Source organism: uncultured Polaribacter sp. (assembly GCF_947501385.1).
GTDB lineage: Bacteria > Bacteroidota > Bacteroidia > Flavobacteriales > Flavobacteriaceae > Polaribacter.
In genome coordinates this window covers 1-16382 of sequence record NZ_CANMVP010000045.1, presented here as the reverse complement: position 1 = coordinate 16382, position 16382 = coordinate 1, and the positions used below count along the sequence as shown (strand labels likewise).

Annotated in this window: 16 protein-coding genes; 15 read left to right on the top strand and 1 reads right to left on the bottom strand. The window is 31.2% G+C overall.

Going from position 1 to position 16382, the window contains the following annotated elements; all coding sequences use genetic code 11:
* The coding region (locus tag Q0998_RS18570) for an IgGFc-binding protein (RefSeq protein WP_299672689.1) at positions 1 to 3762 on the bottom strand (3762 nt) is incomplete at its 3' end.
* Between the two features lie 199 nt (positions 3763 to 3961).
* Here Q0998_RS18570 and Q0998_RS18565 point away from each other — a divergent pair.
* From Q0998_RS18565 to Q0998_RS18495, 15 genes are all read left to right on the top strand, one after another.
* Positions 3962 to 5305, top strand: coding sequence for a microtubule-binding protein (locus Q0998_RS18565; protein WP_299672686.1), 1344 nt, complete (start codon positions 3962 to 3964; stop codon positions 5303 to 5305).
* Positions 5306 to 5438: 133 nt separating this feature from the next.
* Positions 5439 to 5675: a ribbon-helix-helix domain-containing protein gene (locus tag Q0998_RS18560; RefSeq protein WP_299672683.1), complete on the top strand. Its 237-nt coding sequence runs from the start codon at positions 5439 to 5441 to the stop codon at positions 5673 to 5675.
* A 5-nt stretch (positions 5676 to 5680) separates the two neighbouring features.
* Positions 5681 to 6013 carry a type II toxin-antitoxin system PemK/MazF family toxin gene (locus tag Q0998_RS18555; protein WP_299672680.1) on the top strand — a complete coding sequence of 111 codons (333 nt, stop codon included), beginning with the start codon at positions 5681 to 5683 and terminating at the stop codon, positions 6011 to 6013.
* A 2-nt stretch (positions 6014 to 6015) separates the two neighbouring features.
* A complete protein-coding gene (locus tag Q0998_RS18550; RefSeq protein ID WP_299672677.1) occupies positions 6016 to 7053 on the top strand; it encodes a hypothetical protein in 1038 nt (345 codons plus the stop codon).
* Positions 7054 to 7160: 107 nt separating this feature from the next.
* Positions 7161 to 9122 carry an AAA family ATPase gene (locus tag Q0998_RS18545; RefSeq protein WP_299672674.1) on the top strand — a complete coding sequence of 654 codons (1962 nt, stop codon included), beginning with the start codon at positions 7161 to 7163 and terminating at the stop codon, positions 9120 to 9122.
* Complete coding sequence (locus tag Q0998_RS18540; protein ID WP_299672671.1) at positions 9112 to 9696, top strand: NUDIX domain-containing protein; 585 nt, start codon at positions 9112 to 9114, stop codon at positions 9694 to 9696. The genes Q0998_RS18545 and Q0998_RS18540 overlap by 11 nt, the downstream gene beginning before the upstream one ends.
* A 105-nt stretch (positions 9697 to 9801) precedes the next feature.
* A complete protein-coding gene (locus Q0998_RS18535) occupies positions 9802 to 11037 on the top strand; it encodes a DUF6638 family protein (protein WP_299672668.1) in 1236 nt (411 codons plus the stop codon).
* Between the two features lie 52 nt (positions 11038 to 11089).
* Positions 11090 to 11611 (top strand): hypothetical protein, encoded by a 522-nt coding sequence (locus Q0998_RS18530; RefSeq protein ID WP_299672665.1) that lies wholly within the window; start codon positions 11090 to 11092, stop codon positions 11609 to 11611.
* Between the two features lie 117 nt (positions 11612 to 11728).
* Positions 11729 to 13420 carry a hypothetical protein gene (locus Q0998_RS18525; protein ID WP_299672662.1) on the top strand — a complete coding sequence of 564 codons (1692 nt, stop codon included), beginning with the start codon at positions 11729 to 11731 and terminating at the stop codon, positions 13418 to 13420.
* Positions 13421 to 13713: 293 nt separating this feature from the next.
* Entirely contained in the window at positions 13714 to 14070 is a 357-nt protein-coding gene (locus tag Q0998_RS18520; RefSeq protein ID WP_299672659.1) for a DoxX family protein, read from the top strand.
* Positions 14070 to 14459, top strand: a complete 390-nt coding sequence (locus Q0998_RS18515; RefSeq protein ID WP_299672656.1) for an OsmC family protein — start codon at positions 14070 to 14072, stop codon at positions 14457 to 14459. The genes Q0998_RS18520 and Q0998_RS18515 overlap by 1 nt, the downstream gene beginning before the upstream one ends.
* Positions 14460 to 14530: 71 nt before the next feature.
* Positions 14531 to 15061, top strand: coding sequence for an NAD(P)H-dependent oxidoreductase (locus Q0998_RS18510; protein ID WP_299672653.1), 531 nt, complete (start codon positions 14531 to 14533; stop codon positions 15059 to 15061).
* An 11-nt stretch (positions 15062 to 15072) separates the two neighbouring features.
* Positions 15073 to 15501, top strand: a complete 429-nt coding sequence (locus Q0998_RS18505; RefSeq protein WP_299672651.1) for a (4Fe-4S)-binding protein — start codon at positions 15073 to 15075, stop codon at positions 15499 to 15501.
* 2 nt (positions 15502 to 15503) lie between these two features.
* Complete coding sequence (locus Q0998_RS18500) at positions 15504 to 15785, top strand: GNAT family N-acetyltransferase (protein WP_299672649.1); 282 nt, start codon at positions 15504 to 15506, stop codon at positions 15783 to 15785.
* Between the two features lie 73 nt (positions 15786 to 15858).
* A complete protein-coding gene (locus Q0998_RS18495; protein ID WP_299672647.1) occupies positions 15859 to 16107 on the top strand; it encodes a glutaredoxin in 249 nt (82 codons plus the stop codon).
* Positions 16108 to 16382: the final 275 nt, after the last annotated feature.

Sequence of the window (16382 nt, the reverse complement as noted above, 5' to 3'; positions counted from 1 at the left end):
AATTCCGTTGGTGCCATCACCATCATTTACATCATCACAGAGTTCTAAATCGGTAACAGGGTTTGCAGTGGGAACTGCATTTATTTGAAGATAAAATTCACCTAAATCTTCACAATTATTATTGATTGTACTTACTATTTTATAATAGATTGGAAATTGAATTCCATTAGCATTGGTTGTACTATCAATTTTGTTGATGTCATTTCTATAGTTCGTAATGTCAATTTCGTTTAAAGCATTATTTCTATCATCAGCATTTTCGTAGAAAAACACCTCGGTATTTGCAGGCGGATTGATATTATTAATTATTGATGTTCTATCTAAAACAAAGTTAGAGATATTGTCGGTATCTGAATTTGCAGCAGTATTATTTCCATCAGCATCTAAAAAATCATCACAAACAGGCGGTTGAATTTGATCATAAGCATTGTTTGTAATTTGCCCTACATTGATCACTAATTCTACCAAATCTTTAGCACAACCTTGATTAGAAATTACTTTTACAAATACTGATTGCGTATTGTTTACTTGAACGGGATATGAGGTAACATTAGTAATTCTATTCGTGCCTAATGCATCTTCATAATATTCGAACGAAACATTGGGGGTTTCAGAAATATTTATTTCAGCGGTTGTTAGATTTACGGTGGGATTTGTATCATTTACACTTATACATTGTTCAATTTCTGGACTGTTTTTAATGATGGGTAGCGGATTTACAGTTAGTGTAATTTTATTTGAATTTTCGCTACAAGTATTTCCGTTTCTACCTAAAACTACTCTAAACTGATGGTTGTTAAAACTTAAAGTTGGGTTTGTAATTTGTAAACTATTTGTGGTTACACCGTCATAAACAGCATCGTTAGACATATTATTAAAGCTTGAACCGCCATCTGTAGAGATTTGCCATTGAAAAAAGTCTGCATTTGAATCGATGTTTATGGTATTTGTAATATTCTCACAAAATTCAACGTCGTTAAAAGCATTTATGATGATAGGTGCAGCAATTATATAGTTTGTGTTCGGATTTGTATAACCATCGGTATTATTGATAACCTTCCCTAAATTGTTTACTTCAAAAGGAGTTGCATCTAAAAATCCATCATTATTTACGTCTGTAAAACCCGCTTCAACCACATCAAAACAGGCATCATTATCAGCATCTAATTCTAAAAAATTAAAAATAGTATCTGCATCGGTATCTGCAATTGTATAAATTAAAGAAAGTGTTTGAAGTGTGGTGTCGTTTTCTAAAGCATCTATAATTCCGTTGTTATTTACATCGACAAAGTTATCAACGATTCCATCTAAATTTGCATCCGTTAAATTGTGTCCAGCTTCAGCTAAATCATAAATTCCATCATTATCAGTATCTACATCTAAATAATTTAAAATTCCATCGTTATCTGTATCATTTGCAGTTTCAATAACATCTGGAATTCCATCATTATCTGAATCTAAATCAAACATATCCTCAACTCCATCTCCATCAGAATCTCTTGAAAAACAAGTTAATTGAATGTTGCCGTTAAAAGTTGAGTTTGTTGTAATTCCGTTTGATGTATGCTCAAAAGTAATTTGATTCACTTGATTTGCTACAAATTGAAATGTACTTGATGCACCTGTTGTATTTGCAGCATATGTAAAGTGAATTTCGGATGCGGATAGATTGGTAACACCAGTTTCGAATTCACCATCAAAATTAGTATCAATTAATAATTGATCATCTGGATCTAAAAGTGTGATGTTTTTATTATTTGGACTAATTTTTAGTATGAAAAATTCACCATTTGTAATTGTATGATTTTTAGTTTTGTCTTGAGTGAATTTAAAATTAATATTCTGATTGTACTTTAATTCATACGCTATATTAGAGTTTATTGCTGTGTTGATAGTTGTTTCAAAACTTCCATCGTTGAAACCAGTAATCTTATTAGTGGCTTCTGTGGTAGTAACAATACTCGAAACAATAGTGGTGTTTGGAGTGTTGTCTTGAAAAATAATGATTGGATTGTTGCTGTCTGCAATGTTTAAAGTAGCATCGCCAATAGATTCATCACAGTTTAAAATTCCGTCATTATCAATATCAACATCTAAATTGTCTATAACTAAATCTCCATCATAATCATCGGGACAAATACTCACAGGCACTTCAACCGATTCAAATGCTGTTCCAGTACATAGAATAGTTGCGTTTAGTTTATACTTTCCAGGTTCTATTGGTGTAAAATTAGGATTGGTAACACCAGTTGCAATGAACCCACCACCAGTTTCGTCGTCAAAATACCATTCAAAAGAATCGAATAATTCTGTATTTGCTGCTTGTAAAGTTACATTCGGAATGCAATTTCCCAAAGAAGAAACTGTGGCATTGAAATTTATTTCTGGTGCAGAAGGAAATCCTGAATAAAAACTACCAGAACTAGCAGCACCATTCTGATTAAAGTAAGCACAATACAATTCCTCACTACTTTGAATTGAAATATTTCCTGTTAAATTAATTACTTTATAAGTTACATAGTCTGCATTTCCATCAACATCAAAAGGTCCAGAAGTAGCAAAATTTGCAATGGGTTGTGAGTTGATAGTAACTGAAGCTCCTTTATTAGTAACAATGGTTACTCCGCCCGTAAAAGTTACACCACCAATACGTTCTATATTAGGAATATTGTCTACATTACCTCTATTTTCACAACTTAAAGGTGGTACAAAAAATAAACCTTGATTGGCTTCACTATTATTTGCGCCAATTCCTTGATACACAAAAACAGGATTGGAGGTTTCCAAAAAGAGGTTTCCGTTTGCATTAAAATTATTTCCTTCAATTAAAATATATTCACCTTTATTTATAGAACCAAAAGGTGTGTTTTGATTTACACTAACTGAAGTATTATCTTCATGAGCCACCACCAGAATATTTTCCCAGTCATTAGAACCATCTCCTTTTACTAGAATATATTCAGAACCTACTTTAGACAAATCTACAATCTGATCTATTCCATAATCTCTTCCGCCACCATTATGAAAACTTCCATTTGCAGAACCTACATTTGTAACAATATTTTTATCTGAAGAAATTAAAGTACCAATTAAACCATCTCTATTAATTGTATTCTCGTTAGCGTTGGTAGCTATGACATAGCTTTCACCTTCATTTAAAGCAACAGAAATTGGCAAAGCACCTGTGTAATTTTTAATGCTTATTCCTGTAGGAATCTCACTAAAAGTAATATTTGTATTATTTTCAGTAGCCATTACCGAAATAAAATTTAGATAATTATCTTGCGGATTTTCATTTGTAAACATTCCTGCTCTAAAAGTTTGCCCTAGCGCAGAAGCTCCTTTGCTTACCAATGCTCCGGCTTGAGCGCCACCACCAGCCAAAACTCGAATGGAAACATAAATGACGTCATCTGCCTCAATAATATAGCCTTTGTCAGTATGAACCACACTTGTTTGTGGTGATGTAACAAAAAGTTGACTATCTCCAGTTGCAATAAAAATTTCTTGTGGCGTTGTGCTTGAGACCGTTCCGTTAATATTACTAGAATTTGGTGAGCCCACTTGTGTGATCGTAAAACTTACATTTTTATTACTAGGTGTAGAAATATAAAAATATTGATCTTCTGGATTTGCATTTCCAGTTTCTGCGTAGGTTAAAGGTGGTATAAAATGCTTTTTACTTAATTGCGCATTTATATTCTGTAAGCTTAAAAAGCTTAAAAAAAATACGATTAATGGTATAAAGTTATGTTTAGACATCTTAGTTTTTAAAAGGCGATATTATTGCTAAAAGTAATAAGAAAATAAGAAGTATTTAAATAACTTTTAAAATTATTAGACTTTTTGTAACAAATAAGGTTTAATTGCTACATATATTTAAAGTAAATATTCTTTTTTTTGAAAAAAAATAACGAAATTGCTTTTCTTAAAAATTGTTCAACTTAAAAACGAAACACCTATGTCTGATGATTTTGACTTATTAGAAACGAATTCAACACAAAAAACGGAAAAAGTAGATGTAAACTGGGGGAAAGCTATTGACACAATGAAATCTAAATTGTCTCAAGAGGAAGATCCAGAACAACGTCAAAAAATATTAAATGCAACATTAGATGATGTGGTAGATATGGCAAAAGAAGACAGAACGTCTTTATTAGATGCCATAAAAGATTTAACAGATTATCAAGATGAAGTTGGTATCAAGTTCGAAGGTTTTTCAGCGTTAAACCCAGCAGAACAAAAAGTAATTGACGATGCACAAAAAGCATTAGAAAGAGCTAGAATAGAATTAGAAGATGCGCAAAATAAGCCAGATACTTGGTGGAACAATTTGTGGGGAAGAAAATCTAAAATTAAAAAAGAAGAAGTAGAATTTAAGGAAGCAGAAAAAGTACGTGCAGGCGCAGACAATAAGGCAAAAGCATTGTTTCAACAACGTATAGAAAGTGCAGATATTCAGACTTTATTGGGAGAGCTTTCTTTTAAATCTCAAGCCGCAGTTACCCGTTTAAAAAATAGAGAAGTTGAAATCAAGGAAGTAGAAGAAAAACTAAAAACGGCCATTGTTGAAGCTTCTAAAAACCACACCAAAGCCTTAGAAAAAAAGAAAGAAGTAGAAGATAAGCTAGAAGAACAATATGCATTGTTAAAACAAGCACGTCAAGAATTAGATGAGGTTGCAGACAAACAATCTACGGCATATTCTGAAGCAATTGGTAAAGTAACCACCATAGAGCAAAAAGTAGAAGAATTAGAAGGGCTTAAAAATGCCTACACAACTTTGGCTGCCAGTAAAGATAGCTTTGTGCACAAACATAATTTAACCATTAAAGTATTGACTTCTTTACGCTCTAATTTACAAACGCACAGAGCAAAATTAAAGTCAGATACCGAAGAAAGATTAAAGTATTACGATGGTTATATTGTGGCTTTAAAGGCAAGAACAGACCAAGAATTTGCAGCTATTTTAGAGCATTTAGGTGTAAAAACAGATGAGCATATTGGCGAAACGTTGGCATCTATGCATTCTGCAAGTGCAAGAGCGCGTCAAGATATGATGGAAAATATTCCTGTTCACGAAAAAATCATGACAGGTGTCTATAGTACATATGCGGAGGCTTTACACGAAATTCGCGAAAAAGATAACGACATTCAAAAGAATTTTGCAGATCGATATGGCATTGATATGAAAGAGATTTTCGAAGACTATTACAAAGCAGATGCGAACGCGCCAATAAATAATGATGATGAACCAGCAGCAACTCCTAAAAAAGAATCTTCAAACGACGATTTGTTGAGTTAAAAGTTAGCAGTCTGCAGTTGGCAGTTGGCAGTCAGTTTTTGACTGATGACTGCTGACTACCTACTAAAATCAATAGGTTATTTTTAAATATATTTTATAAATATTAATTATATTTGTAAAAAATAAATACAAAATGGCAACATTTACATCATCATTACCAGATCACCTTTTAGAAAGGTTGTCTAATTTGGCAAAAGAATTACAATTACCTAAAAATAGGTTATTAGAAAAAGCTTTAGAATTGTATTTAGAGCAATTAGAAAAAGCTAGCTATATAAAGTCTTATAAGCAAGCTGCTACAGATGAAGATATTCTTTTAATTGCAGAAGAAGGTATGCAAGAATACTTTAATCAAGTGAATCATATATAATCTAAATGAAGCAAGGCGAAATTTGGGAATTGTATTTGAATCCGACAAAAGGTAGTGAGCAAAGCGGAAGAAGACCAGCAGTAATTATAAGTGGTAATATGTTAAATACATACCTGCAAGTTGTAATTGTGTGTCCGTTAACAACGAGTATTAAAAATTATAAAGGGAATCTTATTCTAAAACCAAATGAAAATAACGGGCTTGAAAAAACTTCAGAAGTGTTAACTTTTCACGTTCGTTCGGTTTCGAAAACTCGATTAGATAAAAAAATTGGTAAAATTCCATTAAAAGAGGTTGCCATCATTAAAAAAACCTTAAACGATATTCTTAAATTTTAAAAATGATCACCACACCTTTAGATTCTGCACTTTTAGACTCAAAAGAACAATACGTTTTTTATCATAAAATGGTAGATTTTGTGTTAAAAGAATTGATTGTTAGTGTTCAGCAAGAACAATTGTGTACACAACAAGAATTGCTCATTTTTAAGCAATATTCAGATTTACTCTTATATTCTATAGAAGCCATGCGTATCAAATATATGTATGATGAAGAAGATAATATGAAAGTCGATTTAACAGATTCTGGCTTTCCTAACTATTTAGAATTTCGTTTTTTATACAATGATTTAGAATTAAAGAATCAATATGTAGAGAAATTAACAAATATAGAAATCTTAAAAGCAGAATTTTTAGACACACTTTTACGCAAAAAGCAACCCATCAGAAGATCTGATTTATTTAAGGCTTCTTCCATTGTTTATTACACCTCTGTAGAAAAAAAATATATTTTCAACAGATTTGTACAGGGTAAAATTTTAGATGCACCCAAAGATGCTTCTTATAAATATCTAACCAGTTGGAGTTTTTATGACGTGAGTCATAACAGACCTTTTATTTGTTATATGTATTTTAATTATCAAGGTAAAAATGCATTGCAAGACAAAGAAAAGATCTATCAAGTTTTAAAAGAAAGTGCCGATAGAGAAATGCCCTTAGATACAATGGCGTATAATATTGATCGGAAATTACCCAATATAGAACCAAAACACATCAAAAGAATCGATTTAGGGCCGTTTCATAATGTTTTTGCAAAAGATGAAAATAAAATTACACATGCTATCTTAGGAGGAATTTCAAGAAAAGAAATCCCTTTAGAATCGTATGCTTTATCTCTTAAAATTGATGAGGTTTTTTCTGGAGATACTTTTACAGAAGGAGGTTTTTTCTCGAAACAAACCATGCAAAAATGGAGTGATGTCATTCAGCAAAAATACGTTCTTGCACCGCATAGAATTATTCAATTGTTGCATAATCAAACGCCAGAAGTTTTGTATAAGTTGGCGAGAAACCCAATTGAATTAAGTGCAATTAAGTAAGAGAAATAGAAAGACCTCACAGGTTTTTAAAACCTGTGAGGTCTAAAAAAACATAATAACTAACTAAATTTTTCCCTTTGGGAAAATGTCTGAAAGACAAAAGGGCTATGAATCACAACTCAACTTTTCCAATAAAACAAAACGAATTAGACATGCTTCGTGATGAAGCTGCTGGTTATTTAAAATCGATTCAATGGGAACAAAGCAATAGAGCAAAAAATAAAGATAAAGAGGCTAAAGACGATTCAATTTTACTGTATTTATCGAGAGCAAATAACGGAAGTTCAGTAGAAATTACATCGGTTTCAAAAACAATCTTAAGCTTAAAAAAACGATTATTACCTAATTCTATTGCAATTCCTGTGTATCTGAATCAGACATTATATGCTGTTCAAGAAGGAATTACATTAGGGATTTGGATCAAAGATAGTTATTATGATGCCTCAGGTTTATCGAGCTTAAACGAACGCAAATCAGCATTAGACTCCAATGGCAAACGTGAATTTGAAAGCAAAATGCAAACGGCAACGGCGTTTCAATTATTTGCAACGGCTTATAAAATAGTACATGACTTAAAACCACATGCTTCAGACGATTTATCTGTGATGAAGCAGAAGTTTGCAGGAATTCCAGAAGTGTCTTTTACATCACCATTAAAAGGAATTGCTTGCGCCTTGTTTTATTTTGATAAATATTTAGGACATCCAGATATAGTAAAAACCGATAAAGATGTTATTGATTTTACAGTGGTTTATTTTGAAGCATTTATCGATGAAATTCAGCTTCGAAAAAGTACCTTAGAATACACAGAAACCATTGTAGACAGAACATATAAATTAGAAAATAGCGATTTTTCAATTTCAGGCTGGCAGAATGTTTTCCAAGGAACGGCAAAAAGTATTGCCTTTAATAAAATTCAATTCGAACAAATTGTAGGAAATAAAGATGCCAAACATTTCGCCCGTAGATTAACAGAAAGAATGTTGAGTTATGATTTTGAAGCGAAGAAAAATCCGTTTCAAGAACTAGGAGGTTTTATGCCTGTTTTTATGGGTTATGGAATTCCAGGAACTGGAAAAAGTATGTTAATTGCTGCCATTGCCACACGTTTAAAAGAACATGCCGACAATTTAGATATTCCGTTTTTATTTCATCCCATGCCAGATACGTTAATTAGTACGTTTCAAGGAGGTTCTGCCGAAAAAATGGTAGAATGGATGAAGCCGATGCAAGATCCTACAAAATTAATTTTTGCACCTATTGATGATGCAGAAAATAATTTACAAGAAAGAACCGCACAAGGAGTTTCTGCCGGAGTTAAAGAAGTTATTGGTGTCTTTCTGCGTTATACGGAAGGCGCATATGCTGTTAATTACGGGAATTCTTCTATCGGACTTTTTACAAATCTACCAGAAATGTTAGACAAAGCGGTTATTTCCAGAGTGCAAGGAAGATTTAAAATTGACGGTGCAAGAACAGTACATGATTTTTTAGACCAAGATTATATTTGGTGGAAGAAGTTTGAAAAAACCATTCCAGATTTTGTGAATATGCAAAATCCAGAAAAGTATCAATTTTTAAAAGATCAAGGTTTGGCAAAAAATATGGGAGATATTTTGAATTCTGTCCAAAAACCTTCCGAAGAACGTGTTTTACAAGCGTATGATAAAGCTGAAAAACAACATAAAATAAACGAACACTTATTTTTTGCGAGTTTATATCAAGAAATTCAGCAAATATTTCCATTCTTTTCATCAAGAGATGTCCGTAATATTCAATCGGCAATTTCTTTGCGATTAACAGATTTTGATTTGGAACCAAATTGGTTCGAAAATCCTGAAATTTATTTCAAAAAAGATTATGAAACCAAGTTTGATATGTTGCAAGAATTGATGAAATCGAATATGAAAGGTCTCAATTTTTCTGAAATCAGAAGACAAGAAGTGGTACGTTATTTAGACAATGTTGCCACAATTGCAGATACAGATTTTAAGAGAAAAGTAGATTCGAGAGTAAATCAATTAAACATCGATTTAGAAGCGAGAAAAATTTTTGGAGATGACAGATAATCGAGTGAAAAATGTAGTTTCTGAAGTTATTTCTAACATTTGGGCAAAACTAGAACAAGTAAGTTTCGATTTTACCTTTAAAAACGGAAAAACAGCACGTTTAACACATGAGGTCTATGGAAAATCAGACGGAGTTGCTGTTTTGCTCTACAATCCAACCACCCAAAAAGTGGTGTTGTCGAAGCAATTTAGAATTCCGATGTATGTTGCAGGTGTAAAAAATGGCTTTTCCATTGAAGTTTGTGGCGGTACTATTGATGCAAATGAATCACCAGAAACAAGTGCAATTAGAGAAACAAAAGAAGAAATTGGATACACTATTGCTGAATTGAAAAAAGTATGTACAGTTTTCTTATCTCCAGGCTTAATGAGAGAGCAAGTACATTTGTATGTTGCAAAGTATACAGATGAAGATAAAATTGACAGTGGAGGAGGCTTGGCTTCAGAAAGTGAAGAAATTACGGTTTTAGAAACGTCATTTAAAGACGCTTTAAAAATGATAGAAACCCAAGAGATTGTAGATGCAAGAACCATTATGTTGTTGTATCATTTGAAAGTAAATAAGTTAATTTAAAATATTATAGCACAGAGATTCGCAGAGTTTCCACAGAGATACTCAGAGAAATTATAATCTTTGTGTATCTCAGAGTTTCTTTGTGAATCTCAGTGTAACAACAATATGCAAAAACTAAAAAAAGCAAATTTATACAGAAGCGAACTAATTCCTGTAAATGGAAAATTAGTAGAGCGTTACAATAAGTGTTTGGTGAAATTAGGTTTTACCAAAACCAAATTGACTTCTTTCTCTATTGACGGTGTGGGGTGGAGTCCAGAAATTGCTGAAGAAAAAAATGAAAATTTTTACTTAAATAATGGCGAAGCAAATACACATGCAATTCTTATAACTCCTTTGCAAAAAGGGTTATCAGTATACAATCCATTTCATTCTTTCGATAAGGAAATCATGAAAGCTGTTTTTAAAAAGCATGGAGATTTTATTAATGATATAACAAGAGATTCAGCAGTCTGTATCGATTTCGACCAAAATATAGACGTTTTTTATGAACCTTTAGACGTTTTAAAATACAAAGATATTACGATTAAATTCCACCTAACGAATAATTTGAATAGTGCTAAAAAAGCGCAGTTAAAATTAATAGAAGAATTTAGAAAAGACAATAATTTTATCGATGAAAAAATTCATCAAAAAATATTGAATTCTGCAAAAAAATATGGCGATTTAAGAGAAAGAAATCTAAATTTAGAGTCTATTAAGTTTGTTACAGATTCTTTTTACACAAAAGCTTTTGGTGGCATTTTTGTGCTAAGAGATTTTGTAAAACCCATCTTAATTTTTGAAAATGAAGAAACGTATAAAGAAGCAATAAATGACACAGTTCATGATGTGTTAATGTATCATATTTCACATAAAGAATTGATCGAAAAATTGCTAAGTTATGAGGTTATTGAATCAAATTTTGCAGAAGAGGTTGCTACCAAAAGATATGATAGAATAAAGAAATATGTCTTTTCATCTTTTCTGATAGATACATCACATCCTATAAAAAATATCTTAGAAGATCCTATTTTGTTTAAAAGTTATTTGAATAAAATTGATGTCAATGCGCGTAAAAAAGTAATGAGTTTAGAACTCTTTTTAGAGAAGAAGAAGATTTCAAAAACACTAAAAGCAAAAGATATTTTAGATGAAGAACTATTTGTAGCTTTAAACAAACCACATTCTTCTCTAAAGGCAGCAAATCAAGATTTAATTTGGTATTTGTTGGTAAATATTGCGCCAAAAGATGTTTTATTTTTATATTGGTATGACAAAGAACAATTTTATGAACGTTTTGAAACATTAGAAGAATCTGTTCAAGATTGGATTGTAGAAACGATTAAAAACGAATTTTAATTTTCAACAAGGGGTTTAAACCCCTTGCAAAAAAATAAAAACTATTAAAAGCATGACACTAGAACTCATTATATTTATCGCAGCAATTGTATTCGGAATCATTTTGTATTGGCGAGAATCACAAACAAATAAAGTCTATCGCTTTTTTAACAAGTTGATGAATTCAAAAGAATTGCAAATGAAATCCTTTGAGAAAAAAGGATTTGTATACCAACAAAACTTTATTTTAAGATTGGTATTCATCACATCATTATTTATAATTGTTATTTTAATTACACGTTTTCTAATACCGATTGATTTAGCAACAATTTCTTTATTTGCATCCATGATTTTTGGAACTTTAATAGGAACTTATTTGGCGGGAATTATATTTAAATCATCAGCAATTATAGACGAACAATCAGATTCTTTAGAAGATAAATTTAATGACGTAGTTGAAAAGGGAAAAGATTTTATAGAAGAATTCACAAATGAAGAGCCTGTTGCTATAAAGGAAGCTCAAAAAGAAATAGAAAAGCCAAAAGCAGAAGAGAAAAGTGCAAGAGAGCGTTTAAAAGACAAAGGTCTTTTGTAGATCTGTCATTCCTGCGAAAGCAGGAATCTTATAATTAAAGTGTTCAAGAAAAATAAAAATATAAGTTATGAGTAAGAAATTTCCAATTTCAAACTCCCAACTTCAAACCATACATGTATGTTAAAAAACTATTGGAATAAAGGCGCAAGACAAAAAAAAACAATTGTTATAATAAGTATCATTTTATTAGCATTGTTGTTCTTTTTGCGTGATGATTATCAGCCTTTATTATTATTTATAAGAAAATTTATCTTCATTATTTTATTGTGCTTTGTCATATTATTTTTTGGATTAAGAAATTTTAGAAAATCTGCCAGTACAGGAAGAAGAATAGGAATTCTACTGGTTTTAGGAGTGTTTTTCGGAATTTTATATTACGTAGGTTGGAATCTAAAATTCTATGACTATATGAAAACCTACAATGTGTTTAATAGCTTAAATAAAATAGAAATCGTTGAATTGCCATTAACGCAAAATGAGAGAATTCAACCGTTAAGAAATATCTTTTCGATGGCAAATGAATCTGTTGGTGAAACCAAAGATGTTTCCTTGCCACATTTGGTGAGGGTAGATGGAAATAATCAATGGACAATGGCAATTCAGCCTACAGAAAAATACGTATGGCAAGGAATAAAAGACAATACAGAAGAAGTGTTTTCGGTTTCTAGTACAACACCATTCCCACGTTTTTCTAGTGAAAATAGAATTCCAGTGACATTTTCTATTGGCGAATCTTTAAAGTTTAGTAGAAATACCTACAATGCAGTTGTACAACGTTTAAATCTTTGGATGCTGTTTAATTACGAACCAAGTGATACCTATTATATGAAAAATGATAAAGGTGCATGGGTACAAGTGGTAAGTTTGATCAAATGGAAAGGATTCTTTTTTCCATATCCAAGTTTTGGAGGCGTGATGGTTGTAGAAAATGGCGAACATAATTTTAAAGATTATTTAGAAAGAATAACTATTGGTAAAGGAAGCTATATTTCTCCCGAAGACATGAAAGATTATGAATACTTAACCAAGCAAAATACATTGGCAGAAAAAGTTTCTCGTTTACAAGCAGAAAGTTTAAAATTTTTAGCAGGTTTTTCAGATCCTTTACCATGGAATATGAAAAGTGCGGTTAAAATTCCTAGTGCTCCAAAAGATCAAAATGAGCAACCTTATGTAACCGATTTTGATTTTTCTGATACCAAAACAGGAGCGTACAGTGGTTTGTATCATTGGTTTGGATTAGAACCAATTGGCGAGGAAAGAACCAGCTTAAGTTACAGTGTTTTTATTCCTGCAGATGGTACAGATAATATGTTCTATTATGATCACGCTTCAAAAAAACAAGGCTACGCTGGCGTTTCTGCAATGCCTTTAAAAGTAAAAGAGTCTAAAAAAGAATACGATTGGAATGCAAATACTCCTGTAGAATTTAGACCTTATATAAAAAATATTGCGGGTAGAAAACGAATGTTTTTTTTAGGAACAGTTTCTACAATTAGTAGTGATAATCCAGAACAATTTGACGGTTCTGCAACACCAGATTTGGCATTAGTTGATAGCGAATACAGAGATGTGGTTTGGATCAATGCGAAAAAACCAAGCACTTGGAATGAAGAGGTGTATGTTCAACTAAATGAAGCTTGGAGAACTAGTGAAAATGGAAATATCTATTTTGAAAAAGAAAAAACGATTTTAGAGAAAAATCGTCAAATTTTAGATTCTATACAGTTAATTTCTAAACAGCAAAAAGACATTAAAGAAATTCAACGCCTTCAAAAGCAAATAGATTCTATAAAAATAAAGCAGTAATTCTTTCTTTTTTTAACAACAATTTAGAAATCAATTTAAGTAGATCGAATCTTTGTAGTTTGATTTTTTATGTTCTAAATTTAGGGAATTAGAACACATTATTTGTAGTCCTTTGTCTGGTTGAGCATTGCCAAAATCAAAATGTATTTTGATTGAAGGTAGCTTGCGAAGCAAATCGAAACCTATTTTATATTTTAATTAAAGAAACAAACACATCATATTCCATAGAAATATATTCCTTGGAAAATAAATTTATTTTTTGTAACTTTGTGATGAATTTAAAATTACTCAAGATGAAGACTACCAAAATAATCTACTATGTTGCAACAGGTTTACTAACTTTATTAATGCTTTTTTCAGTAAGTATGTATCTTTTTAACAATGCAGAACTTCAAACAGCATTTACAGCGTTAGGATATCCAACTTACATAATTTATCCATTAGCATTTGCTAAAATTTTAGGATTAATTGCCATTTGGTTTGTCGCAAACAAATCTTTAAAAGAATGGGCGTATGCAGGTTTCTTTTTTAATTTTGTATTGGCATTTTTTGCACACTATATGATTGGTGATGGAGAGCAGATAGGTGCATTAATCGCAATAGTCCTTTTATTAACTTCTTATTTTAGTTGGAAAAAAATGAATGCATAATGAATAGCAAATCAGAAGTTACTTTATTTGAGAAAAATTATTTAGCAGAGGCGAAGGTGAGAAATCATTTTTCTGTAATAGATGAACCCGTTTCTGTGGGTGGAGATGATAATGGACCAACACCTGTTGAATATTTGTTAACAGCAATTGGTGGTTGTGTTGCCATTACGTTAAGAATGTATGCTGAGAGAAAAGGTTGGGACGTTGGAAAAATAACAGTACATGTTTTACAATTAAAAGATGAAAATGGTGCTTATTTAAGTGAAAAAATTTCGTTTGAAAAAGAAGTTACAGAAGAACAAAGAAAAAGATTATTAGAAATCGCAGGCAAATGTCCTGTTGCTAAAATGGTCAAGGGAGAAACTAGAATAGAAAGCAGTATCCAGTAATTCAGTTTTGTCATTCAGAAGTAGAGACGACTGAAGAATCTCTAAATAAATAATTCAAAAAGAAATAGAAAATGAAAAAAATATTAGCATTCGCAGGAAGTACAAGTTCTACATCTATAAATAAAAAATTAGCCACATTTGCTGCAGAAAATTTAGAAAATACTGCTTTTGATGTTATTGATTTAAGAGATTATGATATGGCGATGTATAGTGAAGATGAAGAAAATAAAAACGGATTTCCTAAAAACGCAGAGAAGTTCTCCAAATTACTAGACACTTATGACGGTTTTATACTTTCTCTAGCAGAACACAATGGTTCTTACGCGGCTGCTTTTAAAAATATATATGACTGGAGTTCAAGAATACAAGCAAAAGTTTTTAGAGAAAAACCATTGTTATTAATGGCAACTTCTCCAGGTGCAAGAGGAGGTCAATCTGTCTTACAGGCAGGAGCTTCTAAATTCCCAGGAATGGGAGCAAAAGAACTTTTTACTTTTTCTCTACCTAGCTTTTCTGATAATTTTAAAGAAGGTAAAATTATAGAGAAAAATCTAAGAGAGCAGCTTGTAGAAACTCTAAAGAAATTTGAAAGTTCAATTTAATACTCACTATTATGGCAGAAAAAAAAGAAATCATAAAAGAATATAGTAATAAAGAGATTACTGTTATATGGAAACCAAATAGCTGTATTCATTCTAAAAAATGTTGGAAAGGATTAATTGAGGTTTTTAATCCAAAAAATAAACCTTGGGTAAATATGGATGGAGCAAGTTCAAACGCAATTAAAAGTCAAGTAGATGCTTGTCCTTCAGGAGCTTTAAGTTACACCTCAAATAATGCGTCTAAGCGAGATTCTTCTGAAATTATAGATGTTCAATGTTTAGAAAATGGTCCTTTAATGATAAAAGGAACTGTTAAAATAACCCATTCTAATGGAACTTTAGAAGTAAGAGAAAAAACCACCGCTTTCTGTAGATGTGGAGCATCAGAAAATAAACCTTTTTGTGACGGAGCGCATAGAAAAATTGATTTTAAAGCGTAGTTATGGATATTCTTCACGACGACAATCATAAGAAAGGCGAATTTTATATATTAAAAGATATAAAAAAAATAGCAGCCATTACTTATACTTGGGCTGGTAACGATAAAATTATAATTGATCATACAGAAGTAGATGAATCTTTAAAAGGGCAGAAGATTGGTTATAAGTTAGTAGAAAAAGTAGTCACTTTTGCGAGAAATAAAAAGATTAAAATTTTACCTCTTTGCCCTTTTGCTAATTATGTTTTGCATAAGAATAGTAATTATAAAGACATACTTTTTTAATAGTATTTAGAAATATATCTCTTTTAGAAAATGAATACATTGCTATAAAATTGACATTATAAATAAAGAAATTATGAAAATCACATTATATGGTAAACAAGGGCACGCATATACAGTCGCCTTTAAAAATTTTTTAAATTCAACAGACGAACCTTACGTTTATAAAGACGTTTCTAAAGATGCAGCAGCAAGAGAACATAGCAAAGAACTGTATAATGGCGTTGTAAAATTCCCAACATTGTTTGTTGATGATCAAGTGTTCTTAACACCAACAACAGAGGAGTTTAATAAAATAATGCAAGATTTAAAATTGAGAGCGTAGTTTTAGGATTAGGTATCAAGTATTAAGAATCGGGTATTGAGTATCAAGAATTAAGAGAATAGAGAATAGATTTTAGACAATAGACAAAAGAGGAAAGACAGTAAATAATAGACGAAAGACAAGAGAGAATAGAAAAAAGAGGAAAGAGGAAATTTATACTAAAATATTTTGGTTGATAAATTTATTTTTTTTAATTTTTGAATACTGAATACTGAATACTGAATACTGAATACTGAATACTGAATACTGAATACTGAATACTGAATACTGAATAC